Origin of the sequence: Dawidia cretensis, from assembly GCF_018598175.1 — a bacterium.
GTDB lineage: Bacteria > Bacteroidota > Bacteroidia > Cytophagales > Cyclobacteriaceae > Ohtaekwangia > Ohtaekwangia cretensis.
Window position 1 is genome coordinate 13,460 of record NZ_JAHESE010000011.1, and the last position, 23,126, is coordinate 36,585.

Below are 23,126 nucleotides of genomic sequence, written 5' to 3' on the forward strand. Positions count from 1 at the left end.
TGGCTAATTAATTCGATGAATAATGTTAACCATTCCGGTTTGTCCGTCATAAGAAGGCATTACAGTGGTTTGACCACCTTTATTTTTCTTTCCCCAACGGTACTGGTGGGTAAGGTACGCCATATTTGTGGATAGTATACCAATGCCTGCACCTACCATGACATCAGAAATCCAATGCCTGTTATTCATAACACGCATTGCACCTACTCCGGTAGCCACTGTATAGGCTCCGATACTATACCATATATTTTTATGACCATACTCTCTGGCCATAAAAGTTGCTGCTGCAAAAGCCTGCGCAGTGTGTCCCGAAGGGAAAGATGTTAATTGTTTAGTGTCAGGTCTGGGTACTGCTGTTATTCGTTTCAAGGAAAATGTTAGAATCCCTACCATCATCTCAGTTTTAATTAAAATGGCGGTACGATTAGCAAAATCATTTTTACCTTCTACACCAAGCCAATTTAGACCGTACACAATCAAAATGGGAGAATGTTGCAAATAGTCATCCGCATGATGGCGGAAGTTGGGTATATATTTATTTCTTTCTTCCTGAACTTCATAATTGTCATCGTTATCACCGTCTAAAGTGGATACTCCTGCTGCGATAAATAGTACTGGTGCAATAACCGCCCGTCGAAATGCAACTGACTTTAGTGGGGTGTTTTTAATAAAAAGATTCTTTTGAAAGGTAGGATCATCACTTTTTAAATAACGCGTTTTTAAATCATGCTGTGCGTTGAATTTATGATTCAATGTACTGGCTACTTTTAGTATGTTTTTGTTCAGATCCAGATTTGAATCGCGCGTCATTTCATCAAGCGCATAGCCGGAAACCATACGGGTGGGATTATTAAATAAGCTGGTAACAGCCATTTCATTATCCATAGTTGGGTCAGATTCAATTACCACAACGTTTGCTCCTGGCAATGGAATATTTGATTCCCGGCCGACAACATTTCCTCTTACGGTCTGCGTGATCGACTGGGCCGTTAGAGGAATTGTAATAAACATAGTTAAAGCCAGAACGGATAAAAGTCTTCCAAAAAGTAGTGACATGACGATTATATTAAGTTTGTTTTTTTAAGACAACTCAGTTGCTACGTACCCCTATTCCTACCTTGTCGTGTTTAGGGATTTAGGTGAAAAATGGCTAAAAATTGTATCTAAGCGCTGCAGATGTGTATCTTCACCGTGCAAATTAATTATCACCTAATATAGCCTTTCTGAAAAAAGGGCGGCCAAAAAAAAATGATCTTTCTTAGCCCTATACAAATGTGAAAATAAGATTGATTGCAAAATTCCAGGACATAACAAAACCAATGGCAGTAAGCTTTGCCAGATAGAAATTCCAATTCAATTGTTCATGTATTAGTTTCAAAATAGTGTAACTCAGCAATAGACCAACCAATGATACGCCAATAAACTTCATGTATTGATTTGTAATGTCGGGATCAGCACTAGCAAACGTCCACATTCTATTAATGGCAAAATTGCTACTCGCTGCTGAAAGAAACCCAATACAGTTTGCTATGTACTTATTTAATTTTAATTTCTCTTTGCATAAGAACGTAAGTCCGAAGTCAACTGCCAGGCCAGATACGCCAACCAGGCCAAACTTTAAAAATTTAATAAAGATGTCAATTATTGGCTCGTTCATTGGTCGCAGTGCGTAAGTTCAATGGTGTCTTAAAGTTTCCCAAATAGCCCTTCATTCGATACATAAATGCGTAGCGCATTATTTCTCTGCCCCGTTCGATTTTAATTGTATCAATCGCTTCAATTCTATTAAAATAGTGCTCAAATATTTTATGTGGATCGCGATAGTAGTTACTTGGTGCGATGTAGTAATAATCCCTGCCTTTGATTAGGCTGCCACGAGATTCATTAATCCAGGCATACTTATGTATGTCTGTCAAACTGCCAATTAAGAACAAATCCCGGTTGGCAGGATAGGCAGCATAGAAATCTAAATGAGCTCCGGGGAACCATCGAAAAGAAATAACTCCAGAATTAGGAGGCATTGTTCCTCTCTTTTCTTCCTCATCAGCGATTTGTCTAAAACTATTTCCGATCTCTCGCCAACCGTACATATCCTGGGTGAAATCGTTCTCACCCATCAGAACACTATCAATTTTACCAAAATGAAACGGCGAATAGTTAATCAGATAAACAGCCAGTGCCAAAACGACAATCATAAAATACGATGGCAATAAAATTCTTTTTGGCATCAGTATTCTACTTGTGACCCCTATTTCTCTAAACCTTGAAGACCAATACATAGCGGCAATCATTATTACTGGAAGAAATGAAGGACCTGTCCAGTGTGGCAGCGTACTTCTAAAGAACGAAAAACCAGTAAAGGTCAGCCACAGTGGCAATCCATTTAATATGAGTATCCCTTTTATGTGGGCGGCCATAAATGATTCTCTTTTGAAAAGAGCGATGCCCATAGGAATGAAAACAATAACGTTCAAGGGATTTTGGTAAGCTATTTGACCAAGCAGTTCTCTTCCTAAATAATCGAGTCTGATTCCGAATGCTGGAGCTACCCGCTCTCCGTGAAACGAAAAAGTGATGAAGTCATTCTGGAAATTCCATAGTACAATGGGTGATAAGATAATTAAAGAAATAAGTCCCGCTATGTACAGAGAGTAGTCCATCAACCATTTTTTATTGTAAAGAAAAATGAATAGTAAGGCACCCACCCAAATAAAGGCTCCCTGATACTTTGATGAAATTGCTAACCCGGCATAACCACCAAACAAAATCATTTTCCAACGGGCTTCCCGATCAATTTTGTAAGCAGGCAGGACATCCACCATTAACATTAGGCTTAGAAGCCAGAAGAGTACCAGCGGTGCATCCGGTATAATTGCAAAGCCGCTGATGATAGAGAAATACGTGGAAGAGTTATAAAGAATGGAGGCATAAAGACCGGCACGCTCGTTACTGATCTTCCTGACGAGTACAAATATGAGCCATGTATTGAGGGTTGAGAAAACAATGGGCCCCAGGCGCATGAAGAAATCATCCCTCAACAAGCCGTTTAAAGTGAACAGTTTGATCACAAACCCTACCATTGGAGGGTGATCGAAGTGGCTTAGATCCGGGTACAGGGCGTACGTCCAATAATACACTTCATCATTCCCCAATTCGAGTAGTGCTGCCAAAAGCAACCGAATTGAGGTTGATATAACCATGATCCAAATAATATGATTATTCGCTATAAACTGAGCCACTGTTCTGTTGCAAAGTGAGCCACCCTGATTTGCGTTTTAAGGGCAGACAATTCTATGTTTTGCAGTATTACTTTGGTGTTATCCGTTGAGCCATCATTGACAATGCGGAGCATAACATCAGCATGTCTTGGTAGAAAATCGAAGTCTTTTTTAAGAGGCATTCTCTTTTCCTCATTGTATGTCGGAATCATTATGACCAACTCAAAATGTTTCTCCATAACAGTTATTTTTTTTAATTAATCTTTCTCAGTAGGCATTAAAATTTGTAGGTTAAACCTATTGTAGGGATGTTTTCAATGAAGCCTGAAGAAATTCCTAACTTCTTTTTCTCATCATACCGTTTGGTGAACAAATAACTCATTCCAACACCGATCGCAGCACCCGCTAGCACATCCACGCAATCGTGCTTGTTTGATTCGATCCTTGTATATCCAACATATCCTGCCAGGAGGTAGGCAGGAATGCCAAATTCCCAACCGTATCTTTTTTGCACAAATGCAGCACTGGCAAATGCAACAGAAGTATGACCAGATGGGAAACTATTGTTGTTCTCACCATTCGGCCGCTCTTTGTTTATGGCTAGTTTTAAACCAGACGTTAATGCAATAGTGCCAGCCAGGGCTTTGGAAAATTGATAAGTTCCTTTTTGACCATCTTTCCAAATGAATGTAGAACTCAAAGCCAAAGCTGGCATTGCACCAAGCAAAACATCTCCTGCAATCTTATGGGTCTTTTGAGATGAGGTCAGAGGCTCCACCTGCCCATACGTCAGCAACGGACTCAAGAATAGAAGCGCAACTAGAGCTCTAAAGCCGTACATACTTCTCTGTAAAATTGCGCTAATTAATCGTATATGATGTAGTATCAAATTCACCTAGCCTAAAATATCCCAATACTTCTTCGTTAGAATTATTGACATTAGTACAGTTTCCTTTTAACTGTACAGGGGTAGTTGGAAAAGGCCCGCCTTCATCACTTCCAGATTGTTGAATCAATATGTTTAAATAGTCATAATATCGTTGTGAAATACCATACACATTAATGCCTACAGTTACTCCAGCAACATAGTTCTCATTGTCGTTCTCAATAAAATTTTCGTTGCCATCTGTAAACTCATCGCTAATAACTGCAAGAGACGGTAGTGGCAAATTAGACGGAATAAATTCGCCTAAATAATAATTTTCAACATCTACTCTGTCGTCAAAAAATACTTGAAGCTGAATTTCTGTGTCACCACCAGAACCTTCAATGGTTTGCTCAATTCGATTAATAACAGGTGCTGCAATTAAGGTTTCGGTTGCTGTATAGGAGTTACCGTTGTAAAGGATTTCCAAAGTGTACGATGCGTTTAATTCCGGAACAAAATCGGTTGCAGTGTAACTACCATTATTCTGGTCGGCAAACACAAATATTGACCCGTCGTTTTCTTTGGTTACTGTTACTGAAGCACCCGTAACAGGGACATCTGGATTGTTATCAAAAAAAGCAGTTGATTCTCTTAGATTAATGGTTTGTGTTTCTCCCAGAATACCTTTTTGCCAGGTAATGGACGCGTCAACTACCAATCGTGCGCCGCCGTTTGGGACATTAACATCTATGACATCGGTACACGAGTTTAATAATCCAATCATTATAAGGAACGCCCCTAATCTGTTATGTATATTTATCATTGATTTAAAATTTAAAGTTGTACGTTACTGAAGGAACAATACCAAATATGGCAGTACGAGTGGCTTCAGTTACGCCTGTCTCTTGATCTTGACCAAAAGAGATAGAGGCTGCATTTCTTCGGTTATAAGCGTTGTATATGCCAAATACCCATTCGCCTTGCCATTTTCTATTTTCATTTTTTCGAGGCGTTAGGGTTGCAGAAAGGTCTAGTCTGTGGTAGGCTGGCAATCGGTCTGCATTCCTTTCAGAATAAGTCGCTACGGATAATCCGTTGTACACAAACTGTCCGTTAGGATAGGTAACAGGTCGTCCTGTTTGGAATACCATATTAGCGCCAAATCGCCATTTTTCGTTGAGTCTGTAGCTTCCAGTAAACGAAAAGTCGTGGGTTCTGTCCCAGTTAGAGTTATACCATTTTCCGTTGTTAATGCCTAATCCGCCTGCTGCTCCGCCAGGTGTGTGCTGTTGCGATTTTGACCACGTATATGCCAGCCAACCTGTAAAATCCCCTTCGTTTTTTCGTAATAAAAATTCTAATCCATATGCACGGGCTTCACTGGTTAAAATTTCGGTTTCAATGGTGTTTTGTGCTATAAGCTCTGCGCCGTTGATATAATCTACCCTATTGTCGATTGTTTTGTAATAGGCTTCTGCTTCAATGGAAAACATATTTTCACTGAAATTTCTGAAGTAGCCTACAGCATACTGGTCTGCAATTTGGGGCTCAATAAACTTTCCGCTAGGTGCCCAAACATCTAATGGCGTGGCTGATGTGGTGTTGGAAATTAAATGCAGGTATTGGGCGATTCGGTTATAGCTTGCTTTAAACGAAGACTTCTCGTTAAGCTGATATGAAAGTGCAAACCGAGGTTCTAAATTATTGAATGTAGCTATGCTTTTTCCCTTGCCGTAATTGGTATTGGAAATAGGGTCGGCACGCTCATAAATGCCTAATTCTTCGTTGTAAACTACTGGTAAATTATTGGCGTAGTTGTTTAAGGTTTGCTTTCCTAATCGATTAAAGTAACTAAAACGCAAGCCATATTGAGCGGTGAGCTTATCAGAAATTTTATGTTCCAAACCTGCATATACTCCGGTCTCCAAAGCAAATTTGTTGTCTAGTTTCTCTGGATTTACACCCGAATTTGCATTTAGAGGGTTGAGTTTGCCTGGATTAAAGTTGTAATAAATACCATTTATGCCAAAATCAAATGTTAATTTATCGCTTGCATAATACCCTAAGTCATAGCGCATATTATAATTGCCGATATCTGAGGTCCAATCAATCCCTTCAATAGGAATTTCCAGGTTGTAATTATATCGACTGTATATTAAGGATACATTGGAGAATAACTTGCTACTAAAAATATGATTCCATCGCAAGTTTCCTGAGAGGTTTCCGTAAGAATTAGTGAAAAGTCCTGCCAGGTTAAAGTTATCATTGCCTAAATAGCCGGATAGATACAGTTTGTTCTTTCCATCGATTTCATAGTTTGTTTTCAGATTCAAATCGTAAAATCCGGCCCTACTGCTTTCGTTGGCCAGGGCCAAAAATATATTTGCATAAGAAGCTCTACCAGCCATTAGAAACGAACCTTTGTCTTTAAACATTGGCCCTTCTGCCGCCAAGCGACTGGAAATAGCACCAATACCACCGGTGAGTTCAAATTCCTTACTATTTCCGTCTTTTTGACGTATATCCAGTACCGAAGAAGCTCGCCCTCCAAAACGTGCAGGAATGCCTCCTTTATAAAGTTTAACATCCTTAATGGCATCAGCATTAAATACTGAGAAGAAACCAAACAAATGGGAGGCGTTGTAAATAATCGCTTCATCCAGAAGGATTAGGTTTTGGTCTTCTGCACCACCGCGTACGTTGAAGCCCGATGAACCTTCGCCGGCGTTGGCAACTCCTGGCAGCAATTGAATGGACTTGATCAAGTCGACCTCACCCAAAACAACAGGTATCTGTTTGATCTCGTTGGTTGAGAGTTTTGCCATACTCATTTGTGGTGTCTGAAGGTCAACTTTCTTTGATTCTTCCGCTGTGATGACGACTTCATCCAATTTAGCGGCATCCTCTTGGAGCTCAATGTCGAGTTTTTGATTAGAGCTGAGGTTTATAGCCCTTTCAAACGTTGTAAATCCTATATAGGAAATGGTTAAGGTATAATTACCTTCAGGCGCTGTGATGGAATAAAAACCATATTGGTTGGTCGTGTTTCCAATGGAAGTGCCTTTTAAAAGGACAGTTGCCCCCAGGATTGTTTCACCGTTGGCAACATCCTTAACGACACCACTAATTGTGTATTTTGTTTGTGCAAAAAGAAATACCGGACACAACATCATCATCATCACAAATAAGGCCTGCCGTTTTCTTGACCTAAAGGGTTTTAATTGCTTCGTTTTTGTCATACACTACTAGAAATTTTAATTAAGGTTTTCATTCAGCCGGGGTAAAATTAGACTTGCATCCATAGCGGTAAAAATGAAGTAGGTTTCGAATCTGATTTCAGTACCTGTTTGTTATCAGAATGATTGCAACACTCTGATTATTAGATTATCAAATTCTATTGATTGTATTGTTTCAAAGGTTCTAAATGCGCCTCTCGCACTTAGAACGACACCAACTGTGAAATTTGTGGCTTTTTATCGCTTTTAGAGTTGTGAGGATTTGTTAGTTTAAGCTTAAAAACCAGGGTAATCCAAAAAACTGGTGCAGATTGGGCAATACTATCTGAGGCGCATCTTCCAGTAAAGACGTGGTTCATCGGGCGCTTACCGACGGTCGCCTGGAAATCGACAATAACAAAATCGAGAATGAAATCAGACCGATTGCACTCGGTCGGAAAGAATTTTATGTTCGCTGGCACACATGAGTCAGCCCAACGAATCGCAATGGTATACTCCCTGTTGGCCGCCTGTAAAGCGAATGGCACGGAGCCGATGGCTTGGCTCACGCGTGTACCCGTGTACCGGAAGAACTCGCCAGCAGAAACGTAAACAATATCGAAGACCTGTTGCCTCAAAAAAAATTAACACCCACTTGCTCCTTGCTCGGGTGTTTACATGAATACGGTCATAGTATCAATATTTGGCAATTGTATTTAGGGAAATAATCCGATATTCATCAGAAAGTGGAGGCTTCTTTAATTTCTAAGAGGTTTTCTGAAAGCGGATTTGTCATGTCTAATGAAGGTAATGTCTTTTTAAACTCACTAGGGGTAACCCCGTATATTTTTTTAAAAGTAGTGTTGAAAGAGGATTTAGATTTGAAACCAACTTCGTTGGCAATGCCCATAATAGAATAATTGTTGAACTTGCCATCCTTGAGACATTCTACAAATTCTTCAGCCCTGTACTTGTTCATGTAATCCTGAAAATTGGATTTTAAGTACACATTCAAGACTTCAGATAAGTGCTGTCTTGGAATACCCATCTTTTGAGCTACTTGGTTAACCGTTATATTGCTATTAGTAAAAAGCTTCTCTTTATCCATGAGCCTTAAAAAATCCATTTTATATACCTCTGCTTTGGATTTACTAAGACTTGAAGTTTTATAAGCCTTAGTATCTGCCTTTGGTAGTATAGATGTTGGTGATACAACAAGCTTAAATAAAATCATGTAGAGAAGTATTGCTGATAAACCAATAATTCCATAACTTTCTAGAAAGGAGAAATTATCATAGCTTTTTGTTATAATAAATGAAATTTCGTCTATTAACTGCAGCAAAGCATAAGGCAATATAAATAACAGCATCCATCTTCCCTTTTTGTTTTTAATGATATCATAGATGGTAGAACCTAAATAAACTAATAGCGTTACGCCTGCCAGAACTTCTCCTATTATTAACCATATGTTCTTACCTGGGCCGTTAACGTCTTCTACGATTTGAAGAGTGACAAAAAACAAATACGGAATAAAATAAAGAAGATCTCTAAGCTGAAATTTATTTTGTTTAGAACTGTGATACTTTATAAGTAAAAAGAACAGTGTAATGATTAATGGAGATTGGAAAAAATACCAATTAGCATTAGAAAAAAACAGGTTAAAATCATCATCTCCGACAATGTTCAAGAGCAAAGCAATAATTGACCCTAGAAGCAGTAAGAAATTTACCCGCTTGTAACTTTCTTGTTTAACGAACAGAACACTTAAAAGAAACAAGCCCTGAACAAGGGCGATTATTTGAATTATTTCTAACATAAATAACGGAACACTTTCTCCTAACTGGCTAAATAATTCAAAAAAAAACTAAAATCGATATTTGATTCATGGTCGACAATTTTTCCTCTTACAGTCTGGGTGATCGACTGGGCCTTTAGAGAAATTGTAATAAACATTGTTAAAACCGGAACGGATAAAAGTCTTTTAGAAAATAGAAACATGACAATTAGCAATTAGCGTGAAATTGAGTTTGTTTTAAGACAACTCAATTGCTACTTACCCCTATTGTTACATGATTTTTCAATGGTTTTTAAATTTGTTACATACTTAGGGATATGCTATGGATTAAGATTTAATTCAATGTAATTACTTGATTGTAAGATACTTACTGATACGATAGTTGACTATACCCGACCATCACCGAGTTGCGAGCTCGAATAACAAAGTAGTACAATATTTCCCTAAACATCCATAAAAATGCTTTTTGGTATCGGAATGGTTAGGGATGCTTTGTGATGGTTAGGCGTATTTTAGGATTGTTTGGATTTGTTTAGGCAATGAAGGAGTATCTAGTTTGTCATTCATTTTTGTAACTCGGAAAGTGAGTTCGATTCATGGATGAGTCACCGCTGTTTCGCTGCTTTCTATATTTTGAAAGATTTGTAAGTGGCATTTGCTCCAGTGCTTAACCTGATCTTAAAATCCCCGTATCCTTCATCTTTCAGAAGTTTTTGAACAGCATTGCAATAAATAAGCTGAGGCTCATTGTAGCATACGATTTCGGTATGAATTGCTTCTGAGATGCTATAATTGGGAATGTCATTTTTGGATTTGACGCTCTTTGCTCTCAGGCTGTCTATATCAAGGGCTTTAGTCTTTTTGCTGGCGTATATAGTAAATTGTAAGCTTGGTGACTGTACCGGTATCATCTGACCCACCCTTCCGGGAATCATCAGACCCAGGCATTCCGGGAATAGTGTGACCCACCTGTTCCGGCAATGATCAGACCCACCGATTCCGGTAATCATTTGACCCACCCCGCAGGGGCAGCAAAGGTCGAATTCCGGTAATGATCTGACCCACCGCTGGCCTTGGGGATTTGATGCAAAACCACGATCGTTTGGAGGATTAACCTCTCTACGATCATGTCACCACTTCGTATGCATCAAATCGGAAGAATCATTGAACTGTATGGAGAGACAAGACCGTTGAAATTGATGTTCTTCCGGCTTATGCCGAGAGCCTGTTCGTTGAAGTGAATACTTTGAAAGTTGTGGAAGCGGGTGTCGTGGATGTTTCGGCGTACCTCAGACGGAATAAGGGAAATGTGAGCGTTGGCATTCCAGTGTTTTTTTTGCATATCAAAAGGAGGGTACAAATGAAATACAAGTGGGCCGATTTACAGGTGCTTACCGGGGGACGGATGCTGAAGGCAAGGTTGTGGCACAATTCCATGCGGATTCGGGGAATATCGACCCGACAAAACCAATTTATCCGCGTATAACGACTGCACGGGACGATGACTCAGCGGAGCCTCATAGGCAGGAATTACAGATCCAGGTTGGCTCTGACGCATCAGTAGTTGACGAATATGGAGCGATCGCTGATGTTCCAAATAAATTGTTCGCAGCCATTGGTCAAATGTTCGAAACCGCTAAACCGGATCCGCAGGATGTTGCAGACGCAGTGGTGAACCTGATCAACTTACCGAAAGGACAAAGGCCATTAAGAACAGTTGTTGACACCCCTACCGGAGACATCACTAAAAGGGCCAACGACGCTGTTAAAGTTGAATACGAAAAAGTTTTAAGGGCATTCGGGATGGACGACCTTTTAGCGTAATCGATCCATTGCTTTTTAGCGTAACGGTTCCAAATGCATTAATTGTGCAGATGGAATCGTTATGCTTTAGCGAAGCTGTCCTTTACTATTTATATTTCAATAAGACCGAGTTTATCACGGCGAACGGATTACTGAAATGCACCGTCGTTTTTTGTTCGAAGCATGACAGGGAGTTAGGTTTGTCTAATGACTTTGAGCGAGGTGATACTAACTATTATAGAAAATGTGCCCACTCTTGATTGTCAGTGTGTTTACTAATTCGAGTAACAAAATGGTAACAATAATTACCAAGAAAACACTTGTCATATCTAAACATCCCTAAAGATTTTTTGAGTGTTCTGATACTAGATGCAAAGGTAACGAAGGGAGGCGAGGCCGTCAAAGTTGATCAGTGGAGGAAGTGAACCTCCGCTACATTTTTGCAACAATCGTTCTCCGGCTCCTTGTATTCTTAAATCAGCATTCGTCTCAATCTGTTTCGCGAATTGCTGATCGCAAAACGGTAATGATGCATTATAAATATGACTAAGTTTGATGTTTTTTTTGCTGCAAAGTAGTATTTATACCAAAGTCTGTTTATTATTACTTTAAAATAGTATTATTCACAGATGAAACGTATTCAAATAGGTGAATTTGAAGAGATTGTCCTGCTAACAGTGGGGGTTCTTCACGGTAACGCGTATGGGGCGACTATTAAAGATGAAATCGAACAACGATTGGATCGCGAGGTAGCGATCGGTGCGTTGCAGGTCACATTGCGACGGCTGGAGTCGAAGGGTTTTCTAAAGTCAAAGCAGGGAGATACAAATGAAACCAGACGGGGCCGTCCGAAGCTTTTTTTTGAGATCACTGCGTATGGAAAGAAAGCGCTTGACTATAGCAAGGAATCACGCGATGAACTTTGGAAGGCGCTGCCTAAACTGGTGTTGAAGCTTAAATAACCGCCAATGACAAGAGCCGATCCGCCGCGTTTTATCATACGCTTCCTGAAATGGTTTTGCAAACCAGAGTATCACGCTGACATTGAAGGCGATTTGCTTGAGATCTATGACAGGAGAGTAGCAGACCTCGGCAAAAGCCAGGCGAATTTGCGCCTGTATAAAGACGTCATCTTACTATGCAGACCCGGAATTCTCAGGTCCGCAACATTCGATCAACCACTAGCCAATAACGGTATGTTCAAAAGTTATTTTGTAATGGGGTGGAGAAACCTCTGGAAAAGCAAACTGTATTCTACACTTAACGTGCTCGGACTTACATTCGGGATGGTCTGCTTTCTATTGATAGGCCTTTACGTTTATGATGAACTGAACTTTGACACCCAGCATCAGGAAGGACATAGAATCTATCGTGTGATCACACATGAGAAGAATCCGAACAACGAAGCCACTACCGTTGCGGCCGCCGGATATATGCTCGCGGAAGAAGCGCCACAGGCGTTGCCGGAAGTAGAGATGACAACGCGAATGCAGAGATCAGGCAGAATCAATCTCATTGATCCTGAGAATCCTGTTTACGTGCAGGAGACGGTTACCGTCGCCGATGAAAACTTCCTGATGGTATTTGATTTTCCAGTTCTTGAAGGCGACAGACAGAATGCCTTGAAGGAACCTAATACTATCGTCATTACAGAGGATCTTGCCATGCGGATCTTTGGGCGGAAGGATGTGATCAACAAAAATATTCAGTTTGACTACACGCAGACTTTGCTAAAGATCACTGCAGTTTTGAAGGATCACCCGCAGAACTCAAGCTTTTCATTTACCAGCGTGATGTCTATAGCGACGTTTTTAAATGATGAGAATTACAAACGCGATGCACAGCGTGATTGGGCTTCCACGAGCTTCACGGTCTTTGCCTTGCTACGTCCCAACGCTGATCCCGATTCTGCTGCGCGAAAGATCACCCGGCTCGTACACGCCAATGCAACGCTGGAGCCCGGGACAAGCCTGTCACATTCAATGCAACCATTAAAGGACATCCACCTGAAGTCGGCGGGGATCGCTGATGGCGCCCGCAATTCAAATGTTGATAGCATCCCGCAAGGAAACCCTGTCTATATCACCGTGTTTTCCTTTACAGCAATTTTTGTTCTACTCATCGCTGGAATCAACTATACAAATCTGACAACAGCAAGGGCGTCGAGCAGATTGAAGGAAATCGGTGTGAGAAAGGCAATTGGTGCGGTTCGTGGTAACCTGGTCAAACAGTTCCTGATTGAATCGCTGATCACAACGGTGATCGCTTTCTTTTTTTCTGTACTGATTGTCGCCCTCTTATTGCCGGTGTTCAATGATTTCGTCCACAAGAAGTTTGAGCTTTTCACCTCAGTTGGCTTTCAGTTCTGGAGTGCTGCCGTAGCGCTTATCATTGCCATTGGATTGTTGTCTGGAGGGTATGCAGCGATTTTACTTTCTCGCTTCAATCCCGTTTCGTTGTTGAAGGGTTTGAAGTTGAAGTCAGGAGGCGATTTCTCGGTGAGAAAAGCCCTGGTCGTTCTGCAGTTTACCATTTCTACAGTCATGATCATTGGTACCATCGTGCTGTTCATGCAAGTTCGTTTTCTGAACGACAGCGAACTTGGCTTCGACAAAGATCTGATGGTGGTGATCGATGTGAATGTTGCAAAGGCGCGTTCAAACTTCGAGCGGGTAAAGAATGAGATGTCCAAGGTAAGCTCCGTGAAGCATGTTTCGGCAACATCGCGCGTACCTGGAGAGTGGAAATCTATACCGAGGATCAAATTGAAAAAGGAGGGGAGTGTCCGTGAACTGCAAATGGCCTATACCATTGCAGCTGATAAGGATTTTCTCAGCACCTATGAAATCGAGTTACTCAAGGGGCAAAATTTCCAAAATGATACAGATACGATGTCTGTGATTATCAACGAAGCTGCGGCGAAGATCCTTGGCATCACCGATGTTTCCGATGAAGTAATGATACCTCTGGTGGCGCGAAATCAATTCTTTACGCCAATCTATGATGACGCAAACGCTTCATTTAACCCACGGGTCGTAGGAATCGTGAAAGATTTTCACTTCCAATCGCTGCGTGCGAAGATAGAACCTTTGATCCTCACGTATCATTCCAACCCGATCTTTCCGATTGATTACTACTCTGTGAAAATCCACCCTCAGAACATCCAGGCGACACTCGACAAACTTAAGGGCATCATGGTGGCGAATGATGAGCACGAGCCGTTTGAATATCACTTTCTTGACGACCAGCTTGCATTGTTCTACATTGAAGATCAGCGGAGCCAAACCATTCTTGGTTGGGTGGCAATTGCCAGCGTCGTGATTGCATGCCTCGGCCTCTTTGGTCTTGCCACCTATTCCGCTGAACAGCGTTTGAAAGAAATCGGTATGCGAAAGGTATTAGGTGCGAATATGTTAAGTATTATGGCATTGCTGTCGAAAGACTTCGTTAGGCTGGTTCTGATTGCCTGCTCCATTGCATTTCCGGTTGCATGGCTTGGTGCAAGCCTATGGCTTCAGGAGTACGCATACCATATCGATATTGAATGGTGGATCTTCGCCCTCGCAGGTGTTATTGCAACAGGGATTGCTTTACTAACCGTAAGCTACCAGGCGATCAAGGCTGCGGTTGTAAATCCAGTGAAGATATTAAGGTCAGAGTAAATGGATTAAGTTAGACATCTACAGGAAAAGTTTGATTTCAGACTAAAAGCAAAGAAGCACAAACAAGGTCAGACAACTACTTCCCAATACAAAACTTAGAAAAGATATTATCCAGCAAATCTTCCGTCGTAATAGACCCCGTGATCTCTCCAAGGTAATGAAGAGCCTGTCTTATGTCCATCGCCAGGAAATCTCCCGTGATATTGTTATCCATACTGTCGAGCACGCGCGTCAGGGCTTCGTTCGTCTGAAGCAGATTTTGGTAGTGTCGCAGATTGGTGACCAATACATCGCCCGTAGTAACGGTGCGGATCTTGAACAGATCGAGCAGGCGATCTTTTAACCCCTGCATGTTGGTCTTATCCGCTGCCGAGATAAAGGTGAAGTCGTGCGCGCGAAGTGTCTCTACTAATGCCGGATCGGCTTTGTCGATCTTGTTGCCGACTTTTAGATAGGGGATGCCCAGCGCTTTGAGCGTGGTCTCTTCTTCTTCGATTGACTTCCGTGTGGCCGTTGAAAGGTCAATGAGGTATAAAATGATCGATGCCTTCTTCATACGGTCGCGCGTACGTTCAACCCCCATAGCTTCAATGACGTCCTGAGTCTCGCGGAGACCGGCCGTGTCGATGAAACGGAAGTTGATACCGCCGAGGATCATTTCATCTTCGATCGCATCACGTGTCGTGCCGGGGATATCGGAGACAATCGCTTTTTCTTCGTTCAACAGCGCGTTCAGCAGCGTTGACTTACCGGCATTGGGTTTGCCGGCAATGACAGTAGGTACGCCGTTCTTAATCACGTTGCCGTGGTCGAAAGACTGTATCAACGCGCGCAGGTAAGACTGGATGCGTTCGATGAGTTGGCGCAGGTCGTCGCGCTTGGCGAACTCGACGTCTTCCTCCCCAAAGTCAAGCTCTAGCTCAATAAGTGAAGCAAAGTGTATGAGTTCCTCGCGCAGGTGGGCGATCTCTTTCGAGAAGCCGCCGCGCATTTGGTTGAGGGCCGCCTGGCGGGCGTTGTCGGTCTCGGCGTGGATGAGGTCGGCCACGGCCTCGGCTTGCGCCAGATCGAAGCGGCCATGAAGGAAGGCGCGTTTTGTAAACTCGCCGGGCTCCGCCAGGCGGGCGCCTTGTTTTAGCAGTACTTTGATAATTTCTTTGGCAATCACAGGCGAGCCGGGGCAAGAAATCTCCACGCTGGGCTCCTTCGTAAACGAGCGGCTGCCCTGGAAAATCGACACGAGCACTTCGTCGATTGTGCGGTCACCGTCGACGATCGTGCCGAAGTGAATGGTGTGCGAGGGTTGCTCGCGCAGATCTTTGCCGCGGAATGCGCGCTGGACCAATTCTATGGCGTCGGGCCCGGAGAGACGGATAACGGCAATAGCGGAAATACCCTGCGCTGTGGCCAGCGCGACAATGGTGTCGGAGTGCTGCATGGGCGCAAAGGTACGCCGAATGCGCGATTTCATATCAAGCCGACAGCACAGTCGGTGTTAGTCCACTGCTTACAACACAACAGCCCGTGCGTGGGTGGGAAGAGCATGGCCAGGGTATTTCATGAGGTCTACTAATAGAAAAACGGAATGCTTGACTGTCAGGTGGTTAATAAAGTGGGGACTCATTTCAACGCCCTTTTCCATCATACAAATAATGCGCAGCCGCCCTGCTCATCGCGGCATGGTCATGCCCCACGCCAGGTATAATTATAATTGCCCATTTCAACGTAACGCCCAATACCTTGGCATACTGCGCAGCTTTGTCATAAAAGTATTTGCCCCGTGCCAATCTATGTGTACCCTGCTTGTCTACTTCCGGAGATCGAACCAGGTCACCCCGGGTTTCATTCTGGTCGTCTTTCTGACCCAGGAAGACGACCAGCCGCGTGCCAAACGCCTTGCGGATCGATTCATCGGTGGCGGTGCTGTTTTTCAAGCCATACGGAAAGACAGATTCGTTGTCAGGTACGGTATACCAACCGGCGTTTGAAGCCAGGATTCGGTTCGCTTTACTCACAGGCTTGTATAGCGCCAGGCGATGCAGCAGTTGTCCACCGGCTGAATGCCCAAACATATCGTACGTGTCGGTTTTGAGTTTTAGATGGGCCTTCACCGTATCGAATATTTTATCAAAGTCGTGTAGTATCCACTCGTCCTCATTCAAACTGATTTTGAAAGAATCCATCCCTGTTCTTTCTTTATTGATCTTAACATCCGTAATCATGCCGGCTAAATTATAATTCCAGAAACCGGGATAGCTGTCTTCAGAATATTCCGGAGCCAGTATCAGTAAGTTGTATTTGTCGGCGTACTCGATCCACGTATCTCTATAGGTGTTCCCATTACGTCCCGCACCGGGAATAATAAAAATTACCGAAGAACTTTTATTGAGTTTTTTGGGATGGAAATAGTGAATTATGACATGCTTGCCATTCCGGGAATTTTCATAACGAAACTCTCCTGAACCCATCATTATTTCCATTCGATTAGGTAACACGTTCGACTTTGTATCCATCGGGAATTGCGAAATGCGTAGCATGTTACAATGGGGGCAAATTCCCGGGGCAGAGAACTTTATCGTATCACACGATAAACCGCAGGGTGTGCAAACGTATTGGCCAAAGAGATCGGAGGATAGTAACAGAATTACAAGAAGGAGGGGCGACAGTAACGTTGGACGCAAACTAAGCTTCATCATAAATGGGCATTTAGGAATCACTTGCTATGTCACAAGTAACATGCCATTCATTAATCTTTCGACTTGCCGTGGTTACAATGCTTCCTGGTACTGCATTGTACGATCTGATACATCGTACTGTTCATTTACGAATAATTTTGAGAAAGAAGATTGAGGCAAGCGATCATGCCGACGACACCTCGCCCGAGGTCGTCCGCAACTTCTTGAACAGCAGCCCGTGCGTAGGCGAGAAGAGCATAGCCAAACCAAACAGCAGCCCCGTCATGCCGGCAATGGCACCAGCGATCGAGCCGTCCAGCCACACCGCGATATAGTACCCACTGACCGATACCAATATACCCGCGACACACGCCAGGATGAGCATGACCGGGAAGTTGTCCGTTAGAAGATAGGCCGTGGCGGCAGGGCCGATGAGCAGTGCTACCACGAGGATGGCTCCGACAGATTCAAATGACGCTACCGTGGTGGCCGACACCGCCCCCATCAGCAAGTAATGCCAGAACGTGGCCGAGATGCCCAGCGCGCTGGCGAAGGCGGGATCGAAGGTGGTTAGCAGAAGCTCTTTATAGCCGAGGGCGATGAAGAGAACAATCGCGATAAATATAGCCCCCATGATATACAGCGCCCGTGGACCAAAAATGAGGCCGGTAGGAGAGAGGATCATGTCGAGGGGCACGTAGGCGATCTCGCCGTAGAGCACGCAGTCCTGGTCGAGGTCTACCTTGCCGGCGAAGAGCGAGATGAGGACTACACCGATGGCGAACAGGCACGTGAACGTGACGCCGATGGAAGCGTCGGTTTGGAGGCGGGCCTTCTTGTGTAAAAACTCGATCAGGAAGGTGGTCAGCATGCCGATGAGACTGGCGCCGACCAGCATGGTAAGCGAATCGCGCGAGCCTGATACCAGGAAGGCAATGACGATGCCGGGTAAAACAGCGTGTGAGATCGCATCGCCTACCATGGCCATTTTGCGCAAGATGAGAAAGCAGCCCAACAGGCCGCAGCTGCAGGCCACGAGGGAAGCTGTCAGGATGATATATAAGTCGTTCATACCGGTTTTTTATAAGGTATCTCAGCCTGGTGTGGATCTACCGTTGGGTAGTTCAGCAGGCGTTCCAATTCGGTTTCAAGCTCGGGTGTGAGCAAATGCTCGATGGTGTCGGCATCATCGTGTACGTGGTCGGGCGCGATGTTGACGTGCGTGGTGAGGTATAGCTCCCACAGCCGGTGAATCCTGACCACCCGCTGGCCGCGACTCATACCTTCTTCCGTCAGCTGCCAGGTGGTTCCGATACGTTCGACATAGCCCTGACGCTGGAGCCGGTGGAGTACGGCCGTGAGCAGCGGCGAAGGGTAGCTGCGCTTGCGTATGATGTCCGCTTCGGTCCGTGGCAGGAAGAAGTTCTTGCTTTCCTCTCCGAGCTGGTAGAGTGTCTTCAGCACGTTCTCGTTGTTGATCGTGCGGCGTATGGCGCGCTGGCGAATCATTCGACTAATCACACCGCGGCGTGGGGCCAGAAAGAAAGATATAAAGGCTATCGTCGAGATGACAATAACGATCCAGGGGCCGGTGGGCATGGCGGGAGCGATATACGATATATAGGCTCCGGCCAGGCCGCTGAAAGCGCCAAATAGGCTTGCCAGGAGTACCATGACGCTGATCTTATGTGTCCAGAAGCGTGCCGCCGCGGCGGGCGTGATGAGAATGGCCGCCATCAGCACGACACCGACTGCCTGAATACCGATCACGACGGCGAGTACGATCAGCGAGGTTAATACTAATTCAATTCTGCGTACGGGCAGTCCGATGGATTGCGCATAGCCTTTATCAAATGCCAGTAATGAAAACTCTTTGAAGAGCAGGAACACGCAGAATAACAGTACGACGGCTACGGTGCCGAACACCATGAGGTCTTCGCCCACGAGCGCGGCCGCTTTACCAAACAGGAAGTGGTCAAGTCCCGACTGGGCGGCATTGCCACTTTTTTGTATGACCGTCAGCATGACGATGCCGATGCCAAAGAATACGGAGAGCACAAGGCCGATGGCCGTATCTTCTTTAATACGCGTGCGGCGGGTAATGAACTCGACCGCCACCAGCGATAGCCATCCGGTAATGAACGCGCCGAGGATGAGGTAAGCCGGGTTCTTGGTGCCTGACAAAATAAAGCCCAGGCAGATGCCCGGCAGCACGGCGTGTGCGATCGCGTCGCCGACGAGCGATTTTTTATGTAGGAATGTAAAGGTTCCTACAATCGCGGAGCTGGCTGTGAGCAGCATGGCGCCAATCACGACAAAGCGGATGTTGGGATCGGAGAATGAGAAGAAGTCGGTGAATGTGTTCATAGTACCGGTTTTGAAACGCCTTCGCGGTTCGGGAAGTTTTCGCGGCGAATCAGGTCGCCTACATCGCTCAGCAGCGTGAGCTTGCCACCATAGGTTTCCTGCAGGTTCTGTTGCGTGAAGGTTGTCTCGGTGGGCCCACACGCCACCAGGCGGGTGTTGAGCATGATGACCCAGTCGAAGTAATGGGTGACAGACTGCAGATCGTGGTGTACGACGATGACCGTCTTCTGCGCTTCGGTCATGGCTTGCAACAGGCCAATGATGGCTTTCTCCGTCGCGGCGTCCACGCCGGCGAAGGGCTCGTCCATGAAGTATATATCAGCTTGTTGTGCCAGCGCGCGGGCCAGGAAGGTGCGTTGCTGCTGGCCGCCGGAAAGCTGTGAGATCTGGCGGTTGGCGTAAGCTTCCATGCCCACCTTGCGCAGGCAGTCGAGGGCCACATCGCGGTCGGCCTGGCGTATGCGGCGGAAGAGGCCGAGCTTGCCGTAGCGGCCCATAAGCACGACGTCCATGACGGATGCGGGGAAGTCCCAATCGACGGATTCGCGTTGGGGCACGTAGCTGATGCGGTTGCGCACATTGTCGATCGGCTGATCATACAGGCGCACGTAGCCGCTGCTGAGGGGCAACAGGCCCATAGTAGCTTTGATGAGCGTCGACTTGCCGGCGCCGTTGGGGCCGATGATGCCGATCAGTTTGCCGGCCGGTAATTTCAGGTCGATGTTCCACAGTACTGGCTTGCGGTCAAACGCTACAGTCAGGTCGTGTACTTCCAGTGCCGGTGTGGTTGTTATTTCAGGTTGCATGATGCGTATTATTTCAAGGCTTGAAAAATGGTGTGGACGTTGGCGTGGATCATGCCGATGTAGGTACCCTCGGGTGTACCGGCCGCGCCCATGGCATCGGAGTATAAATTACCCCCGATCGAAACCTGCCAGCCTTTCTGGCGGCAGCCTTCCATCACGGCTTCAATCGACCTGGATGATACAGAGGTCTCTACGAACAGGGCTTTGATCTTGTGCGACACAATAAAGTTGACAAGCTCGGTCACGTCTCTTACGCCGAACTCAGACATGGTCGAAATACCTTGCAAACCGCGTACCTGTACATGGTAAGCATCGCCGAAGTAACCAAAGGCGTCGTGCGCGGTAATCAGTATGCGTTGGGCCTCGGGCAGGGCAGCCAGCGTGGTTTGTACGGCGGCGTGCAGGGAGTCCAAACGGGCTGCATAGCGCTCGCCGTTGGCTTTATAATATGCCGCGTGCGCGGTGTCTTTCGCTTGCAATGTCCGCGAGACCTGTAGCACAGCTTGTTTCCAGAGGTGTACATTAAACCAGATGTGTGGGTCGTGACTGCCCTGGAAGCCGGGTACCGTGCGCAACTGGTTTTCGGGTATACCATCCGCAACCGCGGTAACAGGTTTGACGCGATTGAGCTTGCGCAGCACTTCCACCATTTTTCCTTCCAGGTGAAGACCGTTGTAAAACACCATGTCGGCGTCCGAGAGTTTTTGTACGTCGCCTTGTGTCGCCTTATAAAGATGAGGGTCTACGCCGGGTCCCATCAGGGCAACGACGTCGGCATGCTTGCCGGCCACATGCTGTACGGCGTCCTGGATCATGCCGGTCGTGGTCACGATCTGTAACTTTTCGTGCGGGCTTTTGGGCTTTTCCCTACAACTGCTCGCCGGCAACGTTATTGCCAGGAGCAAGACCAGGGAACGTATACTATTATAAGACGATGGATTCATTCCGTTACCAATAAGTTTTGCGATGCCTCGCGTGAGATGAATACTTTCTTTTTGCCGTCGATCATAATTTCCAGCGAGCCGTCGAATTCGATCTTTTCCAGGATTGTTATGGTGGCCCCGATATACACACCATTCTTGCTGAGGTACTGCAGAAAGGAAGGAGACCCGTTGCGCACCGCGCGGATGGTGAGCTTCTTTTTACCGCTGCAATCGGACAACGGGATCTGCCGTACTTCTACAAATTTGCCGGTCTTATCGGGGATGGGGTGGCCGTGTGGATCTACCGTCGGGAACTCCAGAAATTCATCCAGCTTTTCAATGAGCAAAGCGGACTGGATATGTTCCAGCTGTTCGGCCACATCGTGGACTTCGTCCCACGAGAAGTGCAGCGTTTGCACCAGGAACGTTTCCCACAGGCGGTGCTTGCGTACGACCATCAGCGCTTCGGCCTTTCCCTGACGGGTGATCTTGACGCCGTAGTACTTTTCGTAGGAGATCATGTTTTTGGCCGAAAGCTTTTTGATCATATCTGTTACCGAGGCCGCCCGAGTATTCATGGTTTCCGCGATCTCGCTGGTCAGCACGGCTTTTACGCCGCTGCCCGACAGGTGATAAATGGCTTTGAGGTAGTTTTCTTCGGTATAGCTCAACATGGCTCATTCATTAACGTACCTGTAAAAATAAAAGTTTAGGGTTATCTAAAAAATTATTTAGGACATATCTTGATAGAAGGCGGTCCGGGAGGTCTGGAGGATTGAAAAAATATTTCTGAAAGAAGCGTGACCTTCTGCAAAAGGCCGCATTCTGAGGCGAATTGAATCTAAACCAAAATTCATTTGCTTATGGAAACGAAAGGGAAAACCAACGACCCCAATACCTGGGATGACCTGGTATTTGAAGACCGGAACGTGGATTACGGCGCGTATAAGGTACGTAAGTCCTATAATGGAAACCTGGCCTCGGGCTTTTTGCTCAGTGTGTCTTTTGGTGGGTTGTTATTTGTCGCGCCGATAGTCATGAGTCTATTTGATGATGAGAGTGGTAAAGACATCTTTATTCCGGCGACCCCGAAGGCAAATGACACGCTTGTCTTTGTGAATGTTACTCCTCCTGAATTTAAACCGCCTCAACCGCCTGCGCCGCCTAAACCTCCCGTTACACCGCCGGTAGAAACGCCAGTGGCAAATATAGCGCCGGTTGTATCGACCACTGCACCCATCGAAACGACCATTCCGACCGTCGAGGATGTGCTGCAGAACCCTCCTGCACCGCCCGAAGGTGTCGAGGGTGGTATAGCCGGTGGTGTGGAAGGTGGTCACGGTACAGTGCCTGTAGATGCCGTTCCTTCGGCCGGTGCGAATGATATTTTCCTGGTGCCGCAAGTGCAGGCATCGTATACCGGTGGTATGGAAGCGATGTATAGCTTTATCCGCAGCAAGATTCACTATCCTGCCAGCGCACGCCGGATGGGTCTGGAAGGTACTGTATATGTCAGCTTTGTGATCGGCCGCGATGGGAAAGTAACCAAGGTAGAGGTCATCAGAGGCCTCAGCCCGGACTGTGATAAGGAAGCCGCCCGCGTCATCGCGCTGTTGCCGGGCTGGAATCCGGGCCGTCAGAACGACGTGCCGGTCATGGTGCGCATGACCTTACCCATCAAATTTGCGCTGGATAAATAATCAATAGTAGTTCAATACACGTTGTGGTGAGCGATATATAGTTTAAAGTTTAAGGTTGTCTCCGAGGCCGGTGGTTGCTTGCAATCACCGGTCT

19 protein-coding genes and 1 pseudogene are annotated in these 23,126 nt (G+C 45.5%); 5 read left to right on the plus strand and 15 right to left on the minus strand.

Annotated features, from left to right (window positions below):
• Positions 1-3: 3 nt before the first annotated feature.
• From KK062_RS12805 to KK062_RS12835, 7 genes are all read right to left on the minus strand, one after another.
• Positions 4-1,056 carry a phosphatase PAP2 family protein gene (locus KK062_RS12805; RefSeq protein ID WP_254084698.1) on the minus strand — a complete coding sequence of 351 codons (1,053 nt, stop codon included), beginning with the start codon at positions 1,054-1,056 and terminating at the stop codon, positions 4-6.
• A gap of 208 nt (positions 1,057-1,264) precedes the next feature.
• On the minus strand, positions 1,265-1,657 hold the full coding sequence (locus KK062_RS12810) for a GtrA family protein (RefSeq protein ID WP_254084699.1): 393 nt from the start codon (positions 1,655-1,657) through the stop codon (positions 1,265-1,267).
• Entirely contained in the window at positions 1,638-3,170 is a 1,533-nt protein-coding gene (locus KK062_RS12815; protein ID WP_254084700.1) for an ArnT family glycosyltransferase, read from the minus strand. The genes KK062_RS12810 and KK062_RS12815 overlap by 20 nt, the downstream gene beginning before the upstream one ends.
• A gap of 53 nt (positions 3,171-3,223) precedes the next feature.
• Positions 3,224-3,457, minus strand: coding sequence for a glycosyltransferase (locus KK062_RS12820; RefSeq protein WP_254084701.1), 234 nt, complete (start codon positions 3,455-3,457; stop codon positions 3,224-3,226).
• A 38-nt stretch (positions 3,458-3,495) separates the two neighbouring features.
• Positions 3,496-4,059 (minus strand): phosphatase PAP2 family protein, encoded by a 564-nt coding sequence (locus tag KK062_RS12825; RefSeq protein WP_254084702.1) that lies wholly within the window; start codon positions 4,057-4,059, stop codon positions 3,496-3,498.
• Between the two features lie 19 nt (positions 4,060-4,078).
• Positions 4,079-4,909 (minus strand): DUF4249 domain-containing protein, encoded by an 831-nt coding sequence (locus KK062_RS12830; RefSeq protein WP_254084703.1) that lies wholly within the window; start codon positions 4,907-4,909, stop codon positions 4,079-4,081.
• Positions 4,910-4,913: 4 nt separating this feature from the next.
• Positions 4,914-7,325 (minus strand): TonB-dependent receptor, encoded by a 2,412-nt coding sequence (locus KK062_RS12835; protein WP_254084704.1) that lies wholly within the window; start codon positions 7,323-7,325, stop codon positions 4,914-4,916.
• A 362-nt stretch (positions 7,326-7,687) separates the two neighbouring features.
• On the opposite strand from KK062_RS12835, the pseudogene KK062_RS12840 reads away from it, so the two are divergent.
• Positions 7,688-7,877: pseudogene (locus tag KK062_RS12840) on the plus strand (IS66 family transposase); the annotation flags it as partial.
• 163 nt (positions 7,878-8,040) lie between these two features.
• On the opposite strand, the gene KK062_RS12845 reads toward KK062_RS12840, so the two are convergent.
• Complete coding sequence (locus KK062_RS12845) at positions 8,041-9,117, minus strand: helix-turn-helix domain-containing protein (protein WP_254084705.1); 1,077 nt, start codon at positions 9,115-9,117, stop codon at positions 8,041-8,043.
• A gap of 1,350 nt (positions 9,118-10,467) precedes the next feature.
• Between KK062_RS12845 and KK062_RS12850 the strand changes: the two genes are divergently transcribed.
• The 3 genes from KK062_RS12850 to KK062_RS12860 all read left to right on the plus strand — a co-directional run bounded on the left by KK062_RS12850 (position 10,468) and on the right by KK062_RS12860 (position 14,561).
• Positions 10,468-10,920 carry a hypothetical protein gene (locus KK062_RS12850; RefSeq protein ID WP_254084706.1) on the plus strand — a complete coding sequence of 151 codons (453 nt, stop codon included), beginning with the start codon at positions 10,468-10,470 and terminating at the stop codon, positions 10,918-10,920.
• A gap of 608 nt (positions 10,921-11,528) precedes the next feature.
• Positions 11,529-11,861: a PadR family transcriptional regulator gene (locus tag KK062_RS12855; RefSeq protein WP_254084707.1), complete on the plus strand. Its 333-nt coding sequence runs from the start codon at positions 11,529-11,531 to the stop codon at positions 11,859-11,861.
• Between the two features lie 6 nt (positions 11,862-11,867).
• Positions 11,868-14,561 (plus strand): ABC transporter permease, encoded by a 2,694-nt coding sequence (locus KK062_RS12860; protein ID WP_254084708.1) that lies wholly within the window; start codon positions 11,868-11,870, stop codon positions 14,559-14,561.
• Between the two features lie 76 nt (positions 14,562-14,637).
• On the opposite strand, the gene mnmE is transcribed toward KK062_RS12860, so the two are convergent.
• From mnmE to KK062_RS12895, 7 genes are all read right to left on the minus strand, one after another.
• Entirely contained in the window at positions 14,638-16,032 is a 1,395-nt protein-coding gene (mnmE, locus tag KK062_RS12865; RefSeq protein WP_254084709.1) for a tRNA uridine-5-carboxymethylaminomethyl(34) synthesis GTPase MnmE, read from the minus strand.
• A 154-nt stretch (positions 16,033-16,186) separates the two neighbouring features.
• Positions 16,187-17,041 (minus strand): hypothetical protein, encoded by an 855-nt coding sequence (locus KK062_RS12870; RefSeq protein WP_254084710.1) that lies wholly within the window; start codon positions 17,039-17,041, stop codon positions 16,187-16,189.
• A 379-nt stretch (positions 17,042-17,420) separates the two neighbouring features.
• Positions 17,421-18,308, minus strand: a complete 888-nt coding sequence (locus tag KK062_RS12875) for a metal ABC transporter permease (protein ID WP_254084711.1) — start codon at positions 18,306-18,308, stop codon at positions 17,421-17,423.
• On the minus strand, positions 18,305-19,603 hold the full coding sequence (locus KK062_RS12880; protein ID WP_254084712.1) for a metal ABC transporter permease: 1,299 nt from the start codon (positions 19,601-19,603) through the stop codon (positions 18,305-18,307). The genes KK062_RS12875 and KK062_RS12880 overlap by 4 nt, the downstream gene beginning before the upstream one ends.
• Positions 19,600-20,409 carry a metal ABC transporter ATP-binding protein gene (locus KK062_RS12885; RefSeq protein WP_254084713.1) on the minus strand — a complete coding sequence of 270 codons (810 nt, stop codon included), beginning with the start codon at positions 20,407-20,409 and terminating at the stop codon, positions 19,600-19,602. The genes KK062_RS12880 and KK062_RS12885 overlap by 4 nt, the downstream gene beginning before the upstream one ends.
• An 8-nt stretch (positions 20,410-20,417) precedes the next feature.
• A complete protein-coding gene (locus tag KK062_RS12890) occupies positions 20,418-21,353 on the minus strand; it encodes a metal ABC transporter solute-binding protein, Zn/Mn family (protein ID WP_254084714.1) in 936 nt (311 codons plus the stop codon).
• Positions 21,350-22,006, minus strand: a complete 657-nt coding sequence (locus tag KK062_RS12895) for a metal-dependent transcriptional regulator (RefSeq protein WP_254084715.1) — start codon at positions 22,004-22,006, stop codon at positions 21,350-21,352. Before KK062_RS12895 ends, KK062_RS12890 begins: the two co-directional genes overlap by 4 nt.
• 189 nt (positions 22,007-22,195) lie before the next feature.
• Between KK062_RS12895 and KK062_RS12900 the strand changes: the two genes are divergently transcribed.
• On the plus strand, positions 22,196-23,032 hold the full coding sequence (locus tag KK062_RS12900) for an energy transducer TonB (RefSeq protein WP_254084716.1): 837 nt from the start codon (positions 22,196-22,198) through the stop codon (positions 23,030-23,032).
• Positions 23,033-23,126: the final 94 nt, after the last annotated feature.